This window comes from Paenibacillus zanthoxyli JH29 (assembly GCF_000520715.1).
In the GTDB taxonomy this organism is placed as follows: Bacteria; Bacillota; Bacilli; order Paenibacillales; family Paenibacillaceae; genus Paenibacillus_AQ; species Paenibacillus_AQ zanthoxyli.
Genome location: NZ_ASSD01000397.1, coordinates 1 through 15,341 on the forward strand (window position 1 = coordinate 1; position 15,341 = coordinate 15,341).

Below are 15,341 nucleotides of genomic sequence, written 5' to 3' on the forward strand. Positions count from 1 at the left end.
TATCCGCCTCCGGGATACCCGTAATCTCGGCCACCTTGTCCGGCGGATAATCTTCCAGAAATTCAGGCATGCTCTCAAAGCCCGATGTGAACTCGGCGATGAAGGCCGGGTCTGTATGGCCGTTCTTTACAAGCAGATGCAGCAGGCCGTTAAGCAGGGCGAGGTCCGTTCCGGGCCTGATTTGCATGAAAAGATGCGCTTTCTCAGCGGTAGCGGTACGGCGGGGGTCGACGACAATCAGCTTCGCTCCCGCTTTAACCCGGTCCATCAGCCGGAGGAACAGAATCGGATGACAGTCGGCCATATTGGCTCCGATCACGAAGAACAAATCGGTGGTATCCATATCCTGATAAGATCCCGGAGGCCCATCCGCTCCAAGTGAAAGCTTGTAGCCGATGCCCGCGCTCGCCATGCAAAGACGAGAATTGGATTCGATGTTATTGGTCCGGATGAAGCCCTTAGCGAGCTTGTTGATCAGATATTGGGCCTCCAGCGACATTTGACCCGAGACATAGAAGGAGAGCCCGTCCGGGCCGTGTTCGTCAAGAATCGCACGGAGCCGCTTGGCCGTATCGCTGATGGCCTCATTCATACCGACTTTAACTGGCTGAGCCTTTCGGACCTGGCGGCTGTAGGCATATTCCATACGCCCCGATTCAGTGATAGCTAAGGCGGCAGTGCTGCCTTTCGTACACAGTCTGCCGAAATTGGTAGGATGCTCTTTATCTCCGGTGAGCTTGACAACGCGGTTACCGGATACTTCAAGTATGATTCCGCAGCCGACGCCGCAGTAAGGGCAGACACTTTTTACTTTTTTCGTTGTCATGTACATTCACCCCCACCGAAGTTTTCTTTAATCTTTAGAAATTGACCCCGGATTCCGCTTTGGCCCAAGTTTTTCTCCAGGAACGTGTTACCGCGTAAAAAATAAGCGTCGTCAATAATACGATGGAACCTACAACGAGAAATCCTGTGACCTGGGAGCCTGTGGATTGCTTCAGCGGGCCGAGAACGTACGTAGGCAGTAAATATCCTCCCAAACCTCCGGCGGCGCCGACGATTCCCGTAATAACTCCAATTTCACTGGAGAAACGCTGAGGGATAATCTGGAATACCGATCCGTTCCCCATACCAAGGCAGGCCATCATCACACTGGTATAAAGAAGCATCACAAGGAATGAAGAAGGCATGGTAGCAATAGCAAAGGCGCACACGGAAATCACACTGTACAAAATCACGAGGAGACGCATGCCGCCAATTTTGTCCGCGATCCATCCGCCGAGAGGCCGGAAGAAGCTGCCAGCAACGACGGTAATGGTAACCAGGTAACCTACCTGTACTTTGGTTAAACCGCCGGGATGCGCGCCATCGCCGTACACATCATAGAAGAAAATGCTCGCATAGTTGGCAAAGCCCACAAAACCGCCAAAGGTAATGGCATAGAACATCGAGAACCACCACGTATCCGCATGCTTGAAGACACTGAGGTAATTCTTCAATGGTTTAGGCGCAGGGGCATTCGGAGCGTCTTTAACCAAAATAGCGTACACGATCATAACCAGAATGAGCGGAATCATGGCGATGCCAAAAACATTGTGCCACCCGTAAGCCTGGGCGATCTGCGGCCCGAAAAAGGTGGCCAAGGCCGTTCCGCTGTTGCCCGCTCCGGCAATGCCCATTGCAAGTCCCTGATACTGCGGGGGGTACCAGCGGCTGGCCAGGGAGAGCGATACGGCAAAGCTTGCGCCCGCGAAGCCGAGCAGGAAGCCGATCATATGAATCTCCTGCAGGCTGGTTCCGCCGAGCCACCCCCACAGAAGAGGAATAAGGGTAAGGCCCATTCCGGTAAGGCCTGCTTTTTTACAGCCAATACGGTCTGCCAATATTCCCATCGGGATCCGGAACACCGAACCGCCCAGAATCGGAATCGCAACCATCGTAGCTTTTTGGGTATCCGTTAGACCGAAATCCTTGGTTATGTAGAGCGATAAAGCTCCGCACAGCACCCAAATCATAAAGCTTACATCAAAATATAAAAAAGCTGACAATAAACTCGGGGAATGACCGGCCTTGCGAAAACCTTTTGCTTCCATCTGTAACTTCCTCCTTTTAATGGATAAACCGCTGATTTGTTGGGGACTTGCGGGTTGGCGCGGATTGTTCGAGTTTTGCTGCTGTTGCTGCTAACATCGCCTCCTTGTAAGAGTACATGCATGGCAAAAAAGGGCCGACTGACAGAACCCGCAAAACTGCGGATTTCGTTAATCGGCCCCGTTGCCAATGCAGCCACATCATTGTGACTGACATATAAATTGTAAGAATAGCAGTACGACAATCCATCCGGCCACAGCATTGTGCGGATCGACTGTTCTGCACCTGAGTTGACACACTATTGTGCCGCCTAAAAATCTTATAATGCCAATATAATTTGCTTTTGAAGCAATGTCAATAATAATAACATAAAAATTTTAAATAATTAATGTCCATGTTGTTTTATTATATTTTCGAAATCCATACGGTATGTAAACTGACATGCATTATCTGGAAACGCATTCCTTAATCACACGTACTAGCTTGTAGGAACAGTGTACATTGTTACTGACTATATATAAGCTGGGGGTGATCCGGGTGAGTGGGACAACTACAGAGACGTTAACCTACTCCTTATTCGGCGACAGTGGGGATACGGATAAATATTATGCGGATGCGGCCGCTTTTACCGATGAGGTCATGGAAAGGATGCAAGAAGAAGAACAGACTATTGAAGATTTTGGCCGTTACGTTGCAGAAAATAATCTGAAGCCGTTCGACTCTGCAGTGTATGCGCTGGAGTTCCTTATGATTGGTGTGCTGTGGAGAGTATACGGACGAAGGGCAGCGGCAGGAAGTGTATGTATGGGCAAGCTGCTATCCTCCCTTTACAGTATGAGAAACCGAAGTGCAGGTGCAAAAATCGCGGTAGACCGGTTGAAGGGGATTGCCGGAACAACCGTCTTGGCAAGAAGCAGAAGGCTTGCAGGCTCGATTAATTTAAGCCTATTTAGGAGGCTGATCGGCTGGCTGCGGGCAAGCGGAGAATTTGGGCCGGTGAGCAAACGCTTGGCGGTCTGGTTGGAGTTTTTGAACAGTAAGCTGCCAAGTGAAAGCGAAAACATGCTGTTAAGAGCTGAACGGCTCGGCTTCTGGTTTGAACGGAGGAGCAGGGAGCGGCTGGGATGCTACACGCCTGGGGTAGATGCTTATATTGTCAACAACCGTCAACGGCTGAAATGGAAAGAAAACCGGATCTTCTGCAGCCGTGAACGGGTGGAATATCATTTGAATATGGTGGGCGCGGAGATCATGAACCGGGCGTTTCGCAGCGGCTTCTCGGCAACCAAAGACAAGAGAGTGTTCCTTCCCGTCTGCATGCGGCATAAATCAAGTGAAGCCTGCAAAGCGGTAAAAGAAGGAGAGGGGTATCTGTGCAGAAGCTGTTCCAAGGTGTGTCAGGTTAATCTCATCACGGCTATGGCTAAAAAGTACGGCTGTAAAGTGGTGATCATCCCGCATGCCTCCACGGCGTTCGGACATCGGCGCATCCGGGAGGGGGAGGTGGGGATTGTTGGCATTGCTTGCGTGCTGAATCTCATCTCAGGAGGATATAAAGCGAAAGAAATGGGATATGAGCCCCAGTGTGTGCTGCTCCATTATTCGGGCTGCATCCAGCATTGGCATCCAAAGGGTATCAGGACGACTATTGATCTGAACCGTTTAGAAGAAATTCTGAAGACCGGGCAGTACTTCGATTCCTGAATACCCAAGAATTCATAAAAAGCTTGCATATCCTAAAATTGTATCAAATTACAAAGGAGGGTTAATCCATGAGCGATTATGGAGTCAAAGGCTATGGCGGCTTTACGTCGGCAAATGCGATCTTGGTTCTCTTTATCCTGTTGGTTATTATTTTGAAAGCCTGCATTTTCTAATTGCTCTACTCCCGTATCACTTCCGCCGGCATGCAAGCTGGCGGATTTTTTCACAATCGGCGGAAATCGAATGCTCAGATAAGCGTATCAATTCCGATACCGTAACAAAACGGTAGCCCCTCTTTTTTAACTCAGGTAAAATAAGCTTGAGAGCTTGTCTGGTTTGTGATTGTCCGTGGACATGGTCATGGAAAAGCACGATGTCGCCATTATGCGTATTGCGTAGTACCTTGTTCACAATCTTGTACACCCCCGGGCAGTTCCAGTCTTTCGTATCCTGATGCCAGGACCATAAAATCGGCTTTAGGCCCATGCTGTTGGAGATGTTTATCAAGGTTTCATCGTACATTCCTCCCGGCGGACGGAACAGCTTGCTGTGTCTGCTCGTGATTTTAATAATCTCATTTTCCGTTAATTCCAGTTCCTTCTGAACCTGCTTCCGGGAAATAGGCTTTTTAAAGTAAACATGATTGTAAGTATGGTTCGCCAGTTCATGCCCCTCGGCAATAACCCGTCTAGCTACGTCAGGGTAAGAGGCAAGACGCTTTCCAATGGCAAAAAAGGTGCATTTGGCATCATACTGGTTCAGCACGTCCAGAATTTGCTCCGTCTCCAAGGGGTCCGGGCCGTCATCAAAGGTCAATGCGATGACTTTTTGGTTGGTATGTACCTCCCAGATCATGTCTCCCCGTTGTTCGTAGTACTGCCGGTTCTTTTTTACGGCGGGATGGCCTAAAGCGGTATTGGTTAAGCATAGTAGAAGCGCAAGTGATGCGGCAACCATTCGCAAGCCTGTTCTCATTCGATTCACCTTTTTTATTATTAGAGTGCTTATGGACAAGGTGAATTATTCATAAATGCGTTAAAGGACGTACTGAAAGAGTATCAGGGTACGTCCTTTATTTTGAGCATTTTTTATTACCTGCTAATTTCGTTACCCGTCTTCCCGCAATAGGCATGACAATGAGGACGACTGCCGTTGATTGTCGTGTATCCCTCAAACTTATGATAGTGTCCGCCACCAGGAAGATCAATGGCTGGTCCGGTTACTCCCTGAATGAGGTGGGTATGATGTTGATTTACTGATGTAACGGTATGATATTTGTGTACATGAGGCACACCAGTAGGGGCAGGAGAAGTACAACCGGCATATTCATGACAATGTCCGTCATCTATAGAGGTTTCACCAGAAAAGGCATGGACATGGATTGGACAGCCATTCCAAGAGGTTATATAAAGCTTGTGTGAATGTTGATCATCGTCATCTCCAGAATCCACTACAAATCCAGTAACAGGAATTTTCATTGCGGCTCCTTTCGTCAAGCGAAGTATAGTTATGAAATTAGTTTATGGTGAATCAGGAACCATGAAACGGCTGATACCCATAAAATAAAACGAAACAACAATTTACTGATAGCCGGTAAAAAGGTTGCCCTAGACCCACAGCGTATTCGTTTGGTAATATCTATAAAACGACGGATTGGTCATGCTAAGTTGTACAATCCGCCAAATATGAAAAAAGGTTGTGTTAGGTTTGAATGGTTCAAAAACTGCTTTTTTATCTGTGCTTAGCAACACTTTTATCGTCGTACTAAAGCTCATTGTTGGTATTGTAACGGGCTCTGTAGCAGTCGTTTCTGAAGCGATCCACTCATCCTTAGATTTGGCTGCTTCTTTGATTGCTTTTTTCTCGGTTCGTTTTTCTAGCCGTTCCGCAGATAAAACCCACCCTTATGGACATGGAAAAATGGAGAATATTTCGGGAACCATTGAAACCTTGCTTATTTTTGCAGCAGGGATATGGATTATTTATGAGTGTGTCCATAAAATATTAAACCCTACAGCTATTGAACTTCCTTTTTTGGGAATCATCGTAATGGTTGTGGGGGCGGGGATTAATTATATGGTTGCAAGAAGAGTACAGAAGGCAGCAATAGAGAATCATTCTGTCGCTATGAAATCTAATTCCTTACATCTGCTCACTGATGTGTTCACATCCTTGGGGGTTGCAGTCAGTTTATTATTGGTTACCGTAACAGGCTGGACCATTTTAGACCCTATTATCGGAATGATTCTGGCCCTTTATATTATGAGAGAAGCATATAAGCTGCTGAAGGAATCATTCCCTCCTTTGCTTGATGCCAGTTTGACCGAAGAAGAAGAAAAAGAAATTCTGCGTGTCATCCACTCATATAAAGAAAAATACATTGAAGTTCATGATTTTCGCACGCGGCGGTCAGGTCCGGAGGAATATGTAGACTTTCATCTTGTGGTACCCTCCATTATGGAGATCGAAGCCGCGCATCACCTGTGCGATGAGATTGAACAGGCTATCAAAATGAAATTTGATCATGCCCAAGTATTAATTCATGTCGAGCCCGAGCACGAACGGCTGGCGGGTAAGAGCATAGAACATTACAGCAGGTAAGGATACACCAAATAAGCCAGGGGAATTCTCCCCTGGCTTTTGTGTGCGGATCTCGTTAGCGGAGTAATCTAGAAAGCAGAATAATCTCTGCCAACCGAATGATGAGTCTTCTTCTGCGCCCTCTAATGATGCTGCTAAGGATAAGAAAATCCGTACCAACCGACAGAAGAGTTCCTGTAAAAGTACTGCCCGTGGTTGAAACCAGTACGGATTTTCCCCGAAGTAATTTGGCTTTTTTCCGGAATGATGACATGATCTTCAATTTCCCCTTTCTACCATTAATATAGGTACGCAATATATTATTCTCGGATTATAGAACTTGAAAGGGACAACTGCGCATCACTATCCAAATTACTATTATGTGTACTGCTCCGGGATTCGGTCATCACCACCAAAAAAAGGAACCCGCCTCAGCAGCCGTTGTGCGCGGTCCGCGGGGCGGGTTTGTTGAACCGATCGAGGTCAAATTATTTTCGGGATAAGATAGGCAGTACGGATATGATTTTGTCATAAATTCGGATTAACAAGTTGGGAACGGGATCTAGGCGGGAGCGCATTTCATAAACCAAAAAGCTGGTAAGAGCGGATAGTACGGCTGCGCCTGCAATATCTCCGGGATAATGTACACCGACATACACACGAGCGAATCCAGTCAAGCACGCCATTGCTAAGGAAATTGCTCCCCATTTCCGGTTTACGAAAAAGAGGCTGAACGCGAGTGAAAAGGCGAGCGTGGAATGATCGCTTGGAAAGGAAGTATCCGCACTATGCGGAATCAACTGATGCACAATATGGTTTGCAAATGGACGTGGTTCATTGACTTCGGGAGATATCAAAATAGCTGCTAATAATAGGGCTATCACGGCGGACAGACAAGCGTAGAATACGGACCGCTGATGTTGTTCCTTATGGGTAAACCATAAAACGCCAAGCATAACGATCATTAGCCATACAATATCCTGTGCAAAAAACTCCATTAAATCATCAATCCAATCCCATTGCCCGGCAAACCCGTTAATAATCTGAAATAACTGATAGTTCATAAGTCTCTCACCCTTACTATTAATATTTCAGTATTATAGTCCGCAAATATTAATGATTTCTTAAATTAATAAATTGTTAAGAAGTGCTTCGTGAACCACTGATCCAGTTAAATCCGCTGCACTGACAACCGGGCAAGCCGTGTCGAACGGGGACGGCGAAGTTGCGGATGGTCAAGAGCAAACGAAATCCGATGCTTCGGATACAGACAACAACCATCAGGAGCAGGATGCGGAAACGGCTCATGAATAATAAATGAACGTGGACAGGATACTACTCCAAAACGGGTAGTTTTCTGTCCATTTTTTAGGTAAGCACGGGTGAAAAGGAGAAGTGAAGGTGGAACAGTCCATACTGGTCGTTGATGATGAAACCAAAATTTCACGGCTTCTGGAGTTGGAGCTTACTTATGAGGGCTACCATGTTGAGATTGCCGAAACCGGCAGAGAGGGATTGGAGAAAGCACTTAGTCAGACCTGGAACCTCATTATTCTGGATATCATGCTTCCGGAACTGAGCGGTGTGGAAGTCTTACGAAGACTGAGAAAAGTAGATGCATTTACTCCGGTAATTCTGGTAACCGCCCGGAATACCACTTCCGAAATCGTAGCAGGATTAGATCAGGGGGCTAATGATTACATTACGAAGCCGTTTGAAATAGAGGAGCTGCTGGCTAGAATTAGAGCAAATATCAGGCTTCGCAGCAATATGCCAAATCCGGTACAGGAACCGTCTCTTATCCAAATCGATGATCTGGTCATTAATAAATATACAAGAGAGGTGACCCGAGAAGGACAAAAGATCGAGCTTACCCCCAAAGAGTTCGATCTTTTGGTTTTTTTGACAGAGAACAAAAACCATGTACTGAGCCGGGAACAAATTATTAATCATGTCTGGGGTTTTGATTTTGTCGGGGATACGAATGTAGTCGATGTTTATATTCTTTATGTTCGAAAAAAGGTTGATTCCGGTTTCAAGAACAAGCTGATCAAAACGGTGCGCGGTATCGGATATTGCATCAAGGAGGAGGAAGATTGAAGCTTGGAACGAAAATCACCTTACTGACCTCTCTTTTGCTGATCGTCATTTTATTGTGCGTAGACATTATAGTGTATTCGTTATTCATTAAGATTGCCGGCCAAAATGCGGGGGAATTGCTCCTAAGCAAATGGGAGTCTATTATCGAACACGCGAAATCTATGAGCAGTGAGGCCCGGAACGCTCTGCTTTACAATTCATTAACAGAAGATACGCTCATTCGAATTTCCGTCCCCGGTTCCGATTCCATACGCATCATCTCAAATGGCGCTGATTTTAATTTGAACGGGGTGCCGGTTATTTATAGCCGAACTACAAGCGCTAGACTGTTCAAGCATGACGATGAAAGAATACTTATGGTCTATATTCCGATGGAGACTGCGGGCGGGACCAGGTTCGGCTTTGAAATCGCAGAGAGATTAGATGATTTGGAGACCAACATTCATATTCTTGTGACGATATTGACCTTCACCACCTTCGGAGCCGTCATGGTCTGTATGTTGGGTGGAAGCCTGCTGTCCCGCACAGTCGTTAAGCCGATTTCGACCAGCATAAGAACGATGAAGGAGATTGAACGCAGTCTCAACTTTAAGAAGATCCCCTATAAAGGAAAAAGTGCAGATGAGCTCTATGAAATGACCGGGACGTTTAACCGGATGATGGACAGGCTGGAGGAGAGCTTTTGGAATCAACAGCAGTTTGTCTCCGATGCCTCCCATGAACTCAATACGACTCTAATGATTATAGAGGGGTACTCGAACATGCTCAGACGCTGGGGAGCCTATGATACTAAGGTGCAGGAGGAAGCCGTGAAGTCCATATACGAGGAAACCAAACGAATGAGAGTGATGACCCAGCAGCTGCTGAACCTGGCTTCCTCCCAGCAAGGCAGGCAATTCATGTTGGATTCGGTCGACCTCATACAAACCTGTAAACAGGTGATTGCCCACTTCAGGCAGTTAAGCACGAGAAAATTAATCCTACATGCAAGGGAAAAAGAAATGGTGATCCAAGCGGATCACAGTAAAATAAAGCAGTTGTTGACTATTTTGCTGGACAATGCTTTGAAATACAGCACAGCCCCAATCGAATTACATATAACCCAACAGGACGGTAATGTTCAGTTGATCGTTAAGGATTACGGAATCGGAATTCCCCCGGAAGAGGTGAAGCATGTGTTTGAACGTTTTTACCGTGTCGATAGCTCTCGTCACCGAAAGACTGGGGGAACAGGTCTTGGCCTGCCCATTGCCAAGTCGATTGTGGAGGAGCATCAGGGACGGATTCGGATTGAGAGCCGCGAGGGTACAGGAACTGAGGTTATTGTGGAACTGCCGATATTACATCCCGTCTGGGAATAAACAAGCCGCCTCTGCAATATACCAGAAGCGGCTTGTCTATTGGACTATTAATTTTCGTTTTGCTCTCCATTATTGTCCCCTTGATCGGAAGGAGGATTAACGGATGGTGCAGGGGCAGGAGCAGCGGGAGAAGCTGCTGCCGTGCTGCTGTCCTGTACAGGATTCACGGCAGCTTGTCCGTCCGGTAAGACCCGGCGCGCGGTTGTGTATTGGGAATTCCACCAGCCTGTATTAAGCGGCGTGATGGTAACGCCCCCTTTTCCGAACGTATGCAGCAATTTTCCATCGCCCATGTAAATGGCTACATGGTGAATAGGGGAATAGAAGAATACAAGGTCCCCAGGCTGAAGCTGATCCCTTGGTACGAACGTTCCGACAGTGGACTGCTGTCTGGAAGAACGGGGAATGGACACTCCGTTCTCTTTAAATACAAACTGTGTAAAAGAGGAGCAGTCGAATGCATCGGTTCTTCCGGACTTGGCCCCGAATTGATAAGGAACGCCCTGATATTTCAGGCCGGTTGAGATGACTTGATCCGCAGTAGCAGAAGCCGCAGCTGTAGCTGCATAAACTGTATTGGTGTTATCCAAAAAGCCTGTCCCCGCTGAGAGCAGAGCTACACCCAGGGTGACTCCAATACTCAAGTTGCGTAAACGTCTTTTGCTGTGAATTTTATTCATATGTTACCTCCTGTTGTTATCTGGGTGATCACCTGAACATACCTTAGCACATTAAAATTTCACATAAATTTCCAAGAGTTGGAGTATTGCTGTGCGGGCAAGGGTTCTCTGCCTTTTTTAGAGTACGATGAGAATTTTTATATCTATTTCTTATTGACAGTGTCTAAATTAATAAATCGTTAAGAATTGATTCATGACCAGTTTATACTTGGGCTTTACATTAGAGTATACGAACTTGGATATCCGAGGCATACGATAAAGAAAGTCAAATAGAAAGCCAGAGCAGAGGTTCGCCGATTTTGCTTTGGCTTTTTTTATGCCCAGACGAGGAGTTAAGAATTATTTAAGGGTCTGTTCACAGGCAATTTAGATTTACGATTTAGTCTATATTGCGGGGGGAGTAGATATGGAATTTGTGGCGAAGGGAAGGATATGAAGCGGTTTATTCATCATTAGCAGAGAGGAGCTACATATAATATGCACGATTACATTATTGCTATTATTCAAGGCATTGTGGAGGGGATCACGGAATTTCTGCCGGTATCCTCCACGGGCCATCTCATCTTGACTGGAGAACTTCTCGGATTCAAAGGTGAAAAAGCCGACACTTTCGAAATCATTATCCAGCTGGGAGCTATTCTTGCTGTGGCCGTCATTTACTGGCGGCGGATTCTCGGCTTACTGGGTTTAAGCAATTTCGAATCGAACAATGAAGATACGGCAGGAAAGCAGAAACTGAATCTGATCCATATCATACTTGCCTGCTTGCCGGCGATGGCGCTAGGGCTCATCCTGCATTCCTTTATCAAAACGTATTTATTTTCTCCTTATACTGTGCTTGCGGGACTTGTGCTGGGCGGATTCTTTATGCTGCTAGGTCAAAAGAAGAAGACCACGGTGCGGGCAAAGAGCATTGATCAGCTATCCTATAGACAGGCCATCGCCATTGGTTTATTCCAATGCTTGTCTCTGTGGCCGGGATTCTCACGTTCCGGAGCGACAATTGCGGGAGGGCTGCTGGCTGGAGCAAGCTACAAAGCCGCAACCAATTTTTCCTTCCTAATTGCCATCCCGATGATGTTTGCCGCGAGCGGTTATGAACTGCTGAAGAGCTACCATACCTTAACGGCAGCCGATGCCGGGGTCTTCATTACTGGATTTCTCGTATCTTTTATCGTTGCGCTTCTGGCTGTTATCACCTTCTTGAAGCTGCTCGATCGGCTAAAGCTCGCACCATTTGCCTATTACCGGTTTGGACTCGCTGTAGTATTCTTGATCTACTTGTTGATGAGTTAAACTCTAATGTTGTGCAGCGTCTGATGCCTGCGCGGATAAACATAACGGCTGATCACTCACATTGCCTGAGGATCAGCCGTTTTATTTTAAAGAGATTTTCACTCCCAGATGTTAATGGGCTGAGCATTCCGGTTTTTTCCGAGAGCATTCAGACCATACATGGTTTCAATAGTTCGCAGTACAGAGTAATGATTCGTCTTCACCGTGTAAGATCCTTTCTTTACATTGGCGCCGACAATGATTGTCGGTATTTTGTTATGCTTGCTCATATCGTCTTCATCCCAAGTTACGATGAGAATACTATTATGGCTGGAAGCCCAGGTAACATAGGAAGACAAATGATTTTTAAGCCACTGATCCGCTGTCTTGATGCTGCCGTCATGCATATCATTGTTCAGATTAGGAATGACAAATGAGACGGTCGGCAGTTGATTGTAATCCTTGGGGAAGCTGGTTAAAGGCATGTTGATGCTGGCTGGCAGGTTGGTGAAATTTACCCAGGGGTTATGCTTTCTTGCATATTTTGTTTTTAGATCATAAGGACCAGTGTATCCTGCTTTGGGTAAACCTTCGGAGTAGCCTCCAAAGGTATATCCGTGATTAATGAGCTCAGAGCCTAAGTTGGCATGGTTAGTTGGCTTATGAGACAAGTCATCATTTACACCTTGATTGGAGCCGGAGAACAATTCAAGATAATTCGGCTGGCTCGGATGCTGAATCGCATAATGATTGGTAAGACTGAGCCCTTGCTTGGCCAAGCTGTTTATGTACGGAGCCTTGGGATTATTTAGAATGCTCTGTGAGGAATGGTTCTCTTCGACGACAATCACAATATGCTCACTGGCAGATTGTGAATCAGGAGCTGCAAGAGCAACATTTCCAATAGTAGGGTACGCCAGCGAGTTTGCCCATAAAGTACATATCGCAATGGACGCCATCATTATTTTGGATTTAAACATATTTCCTCCTCTTTCGCATATAGACTTGGGAACATGTTATATTCTAAACCCCATTTATTAAAATCTTCTAAAGAATGTCGTCACCGCTGCCTAACATAATTATCGACAAAACCAACTAGCTATCGGTGTTACATGCTCAAAACTTTATTAGAAAAAACGAGCTGTCCCAGCCAGATGCAACTGACTAGGCACAGCCCATTTTTTACTTGAGTCCAAATGTCATGTCGCACTAAACGTGGAAGTGGAAATCTAGATATCTTTTAACGCCTAATGCCGCTCGATTTGCGGCAACTCGAAGCTCCAGTCCACATTGGTATACTTCTTGTCGGTTACGGTGCGGATGAGCGTTAGCTCCTGCGGCATAGCAGTCATGCCTAAAACATCGAGATAAGACTTAGAGTTTACTCCTTCATTCGGTTCATCAATGGTTATAGTGTTACCGTTCCTAACATTTCCAACAAAGTAAACATTATATTCCTTACCGGATTCATCCCGTGCGATCCAGCGATCCTCATTAAAGCTGTTAACAATTTCCCCGCTGACTGTCATATGGCCCGAGAGTCCCGGCTCATTCGAGCTTTTTTCAATATCCATTGCATGGATTTTGAGGATATCGCCTTGCGCTTCAAACATAATAGACTGCTCTTTCAGCTTCTCCGGACGGAAAGTAATAGAATCCTCAGATTGCACAGGGATAGAATAACTATCCAATACGAATCGAACTTTCATGCTGTCGTACGGAAGATACGAGAAGGAATAGGTCCAATGCTGTGTCCTAGTCTGTGTATCTTCTGTCATAAAGTGCTCCAGGTAGACATTAGGGGGGGAACCGGTATAGTTTCCTGGGCCGTCCACTTTGGCGAGAATACGCCCGTTCTCATCTTCAAAATGGTAGTTAAGCATGAGTTGCTTGCGGAGAGCCTTGGGCGGGAGGGCAGCCGCTTCATCTGTAAGCGAGGTGTCGAATTGCAATTGGGCCCCGATAGGAGTGCGAATAAGCTGCCGCATGTTTATTTTTAGTCCGGCTGGGGTGGTATAAGATTCATCCAGAGCATTCGTTACAGTCAACTTCTTCGACTTGGTCATATCGGCCGTGTAGGCAAAACTCCAGTTTCCCGAAAGCGGCTCCGTACCAGCGTCACCGACATACAGCTTATGAACGTTCCCCTTGATGATTACGGTATCCCCCGGCGGCCGGGAAAATACGTAAGTTAACCACAACTTTTGGGATTTCTCAGTGTTGGATCCATGTTCCAATGGAAGTCTAGAAAGAAAATATCCTATTTCTTCGCCGTCTTCATTTAGAATATGCAATTGCTGATTGACGAACCTATTTTTTATCCACTCATCGTCCGGCTGTCCCGATTCATCAGTAACCTGTAGAGACAGCACTAGTCTTGAGGAGTCGGCAATGACTTCTTGCAAGGACAGGGTGTAGCCCTTGTCGCTTACTTTCACACTCGGCTGTTGTACTAATCCGAGCGCCTGCGCTTCCCGAAAGCTGCTATCTGCCCATTGACTGGCTTGCAGAGGAGGTCTCTGAGACAACTCAGACACGGGCTGCGGGACAGAGGAAATAGGTGGAGTCGTCCCGAGGGCGGACAGTATTGAAATAATGAGCATTGCAGCTGCACCTGTCGCCAGAGCCGCACTGCCCCAGAGAAAGCCATGCCGCAAACGATGATTGATGCGCATTCTCTGCCAATTCCGCGATCTGCGGGAAGCAGGCAGCATCTCCACATGCCGCAGTTGCTCCATCACTTGCTCCGTAAATTGATCGGAAATCCCGGTGGATGCATACATTCTGCGTAGTGGAAGTTCATCTTCGACTATGTTATCTAAGCTCGTGTAATGCCGATTTTTCATGAGAAGCCTCCTTTGGCTGCAGCCATAATTTTCTCAGCTTTTGGCGGGCTCGGTAGAGCCGGTTTTTGACTTGATGCAGAGAGATGCCTGTAACTGCCGATATTTCCTCGTAGCTCAGATCATTGGTATAATGCAGCAGCAGTACGATCCTGTACCGGCCCGGCAATCTGGATAGCAGCTTATGCAGCTCAAGCTCACTTTCCTTGCGCATGTACATCTCTTCCGGAGTGGGTGTCCCATCGATTTGCGCCTTCGGCGGGTTACTTGCAACACTAAAGGTTTTCCGCCGCTTAACATCCCTGAAGCGGTTGACTGCAATGGTATACAGCCAAGCGGCAAAGCTTGATTGGCTGTTGTGACCGCTGAGCTTCCGGTAGGCGTTGATAAAAGTCTCTTGGGCTAAATCCTGAGCATCCTGATGGCTCGCGCCCATTCCTAGCAACAGAATGTATAACCCGGACTTGTATTTATCCACCAGCGCCGCAAATGCTTCACGGTCCCCTTCCAGCACCTTGCCGATAATGATTTCATCGTTAACCTTATCCGTCATTAAGTGCCTCCAAACTTATTTATTTTACTTATAAGACGAGGCGGAGGTTAACCGCTTCTAACTTTTCTGCAAAAAATTATAAAAATGGCTTAACATGTGGACCCGGCGGTTATCATTTGAGTGATTTTCAAACTGCATCCTGTCAGAGGATACC

At 46.5% G+C, this 15,341-nt stretch carries 14 protein-coding genes and 1 pseudogene; 6 read left to right on the top strand and 9 right to left on the bottom strand.

Annotated features, from left to right (window positions below):
• Positions 1–826, bottom strand: an 826-nt coding sequence (locus L691_RS29005) for a molybdopterin-dependent oxidoreductase (protein WP_036737154.1), incomplete at its 3' end; no start/stop codon positions are given.
• 34 nt (positions 827–860) lie between these two features.
• The gene (locus tag L691_RS0114735) at positions 861–2,093 is read right to left on the bottom strand and encodes a nitrate/nitrite transporter (protein ID WP_025691249.1); all 1,233 of its coding nucleotides are present in this window, start codon (positions 2,091–2,093) and stop codon (positions 861–863) included.
• Positions 2,094–2,628: 535 nt separating this feature from the next.
• Between L691_RS0114735 and L691_RS0114740 the strand changes: the two genes are divergently transcribed.
• Both L691_RS0114740 and L691_RS33580 read left to right on the top strand, forming a co-directional pair.
• Entirely contained in the window at positions 2,629–3,795 is a 1,167-nt protein-coding gene (locus L691_RS0114740; protein WP_036737164.1) for a DUF116 domain-containing protein, read from the top strand.
• A gap of 68 nt (positions 3,796–3,863) precedes the next feature.
• On the top strand, positions 3,864–3,968 hold the full coding sequence (locus L691_RS33580; protein ID WP_232229192.1) for a YjcZ family sporulation protein: 105 nt from the start codon (positions 3,864–3,866) through the stop codon (positions 3,966–3,968).
• A 16-nt stretch (positions 3,969–3,984) separates the two neighbouring features.
• Here L691_RS33580 and L691_RS0114750 read toward each other — a convergent pair whose 3' ends face one another.
• Positions 3,985–4,770, bottom strand: coding sequence for a polysaccharide deacetylase family protein (locus L691_RS0114750; RefSeq protein WP_025691251.1), 786 nt, complete (start codon positions 4,768–4,770; stop codon positions 3,985–3,987).
• A 116-nt stretch (positions 4,771–4,886) separates the two neighbouring features.
• A complete protein-coding gene (locus L691_RS31355; protein WP_084654165.1) occupies positions 4,887–5,273 on the bottom strand; it encodes a YmaF family protein in 387 nt (128 codons plus the stop codon).
• A gap of 229 nt (positions 5,274–5,502) precedes the next feature.
• Between L691_RS31355 and L691_RS0114755 the strand changes: the two genes are divergently transcribed.
• Complete coding sequence (locus L691_RS0114755; protein WP_036737155.1) at positions 5,503–6,396, top strand: cation diffusion facilitator family transporter; 894 nt, start codon at positions 5,503–5,505, stop codon at positions 6,394–6,396.
• Positions 6,397–6,863: 467 nt separating this feature from the next.
• Here L691_RS0114755 and L691_RS0114760 read toward each other — a convergent pair whose 3' ends face one another.
• A complete protein-coding gene (locus L691_RS0114760; protein WP_025691253.1) occupies positions 6,864–7,439 on the bottom strand; it encodes an undecaprenyl-diphosphatase in 576 nt (191 codons plus the stop codon).
• Positions 7,440–7,776: 337 nt separating this feature from the next.
• Here L691_RS0114760 and L691_RS0114770 point away from each other — a divergent pair, with 337 nt between their 5' ends.
• The gene (locus L691_RS0114770; protein WP_025691254.1) at positions 7,777–8,475 is read left to right on the top strand and encodes a response regulator transcription factor; all 699 of its coding nucleotides are present in this window, start codon (positions 7,777–7,779) and stop codon (positions 8,473–8,475) included.
• Positions 8,472–9,836, top strand: a complete 1,365-nt coding sequence (locus tag L691_RS0114775) for a sensor histidine kinase (protein WP_025691255.1) — start codon at positions 8,472–8,474, stop codon at positions 9,834–9,836. Before L691_RS0114770 ends, L691_RS0114775 begins: the two co-directional genes overlap by 4 nt.
• A gap of 185 nt (positions 9,837–10,021) precedes the next feature.
• Here L691_RS0114775 and L691_RS29010 read toward each other — a convergent pair.
• A pseudogene (locus L691_RS29010) lies at positions 10,022–10,516 on the bottom strand (C40 family peptidase); the annotation flags it as partial.
• A 477-nt stretch (positions 10,517–10,993) separates the two neighbouring features.
• On the opposite strand from L691_RS29010, the gene bacA reads away from it, so the two are divergent.
• Complete coding sequence (bacA, locus tag L691_RS0114785) at positions 10,994–11,812, top strand: undecaprenyl-diphosphate phosphatase (protein ID WP_025691257.1); 819 nt, start codon at positions 10,994–10,996, stop codon at positions 11,810–11,812.
• A 98-nt stretch (positions 11,813–11,910) separates the two neighbouring features.
• On the opposite strand, the gene L691_RS0114790 is transcribed toward bacA, so the two are convergent.
• From L691_RS0114790 to L691_RS0114800, 3 genes are all read right to left on the bottom strand, one after another.
• On the bottom strand, positions 11,911–12,771 hold the full coding sequence (locus L691_RS0114790; RefSeq protein ID WP_025691258.1) for an alkaline phosphatase family protein: 861 nt from the start codon (positions 12,769–12,771) through the stop codon (positions 11,911–11,913).
• Between the two features lie 267 nt (positions 12,772–13,038).
• Positions 13,039–14,637 carry a DUF4179 domain-containing protein gene (locus tag L691_RS0114795; RefSeq protein ID WP_025691259.1) on the bottom strand — a complete coding sequence of 533 codons (1,599 nt, stop codon included), beginning with the start codon at positions 14,635–14,637 and terminating at the stop codon, positions 13,039–13,041.
• On the bottom strand, positions 14,606–15,187 hold the full coding sequence (locus L691_RS0114800; protein ID WP_025691260.1) for an RNA polymerase sigma factor: 582 nt from the start codon (positions 15,185–15,187) through the stop codon (positions 14,606–14,608). Before L691_RS0114800 ends, L691_RS0114795 begins: the two co-directional genes overlap by 32 nt.
• Between the last annotated feature and the right edge of the window lie 154 nt (positions 15,188–15,341).

Bases quoted from the DNA above. Each gene is read 5' to 3' on its own strand.
- L691_RS0114735 (WP_025691249.1), bottom strand. From the start codon at position 2,093: ATGGAAGCAAAAGGTTTTCGCAAGGCCGGTCATTCCCCGAGTTTATTG.
- L691_RS33580 (WP_232229192.1), top strand. From the start codon at position 3,864: ATGAGCGATTATGGAGTCAAAGGCTATGGCGGCTTTACGTCGGCAAAT.
- L691_RS0114750 (WP_025691251.1), bottom strand. From the start codon at position 4,770: ATGAGAACAGGCTTGCGAATGGTTGCCGCATCACTTGCGCTTCTACTA.
- L691_RS31355 (WP_084654165.1), bottom strand. From the start codon at position 5,273: ATGAAAATTCCTGTTACTGGATTTGTAGTGGATTCTGGAGATGACGAT.
- L691_RS0114760 (WP_025691253.1), bottom strand. From the start codon at position 7,439: ATGAACTATCAGTTATTTCAGATTATTAACGGGTTTGCCGGGCAATGG.
- bacA (WP_025691257.1), top strand. From the start codon at position 10,994: ATGCACGATTACATTATTGCTATTATTCAAGGCATTGTGGAGGGGATC.
- L691_RS0114790 (WP_025691258.1), bottom strand. From the start codon at position 12,771: ATGTTTAAATCCAAAATAATGATGGCGTCCATTGCGATATGTACTTTA.
- L691_RS0114795 (WP_025691259.1), bottom strand. From the start codon at position 14,637: ATGAAAAATCGGCATTACACGAGCTTAGATAACATAGTCGAAGATGAA.
- L691_RS0114800 (WP_025691260.1), bottom strand. From the start codon at position 15,187: ATGACGGATAAGGTTAACGATGAAATCATTATCGGCAAGGTGCTGGAA.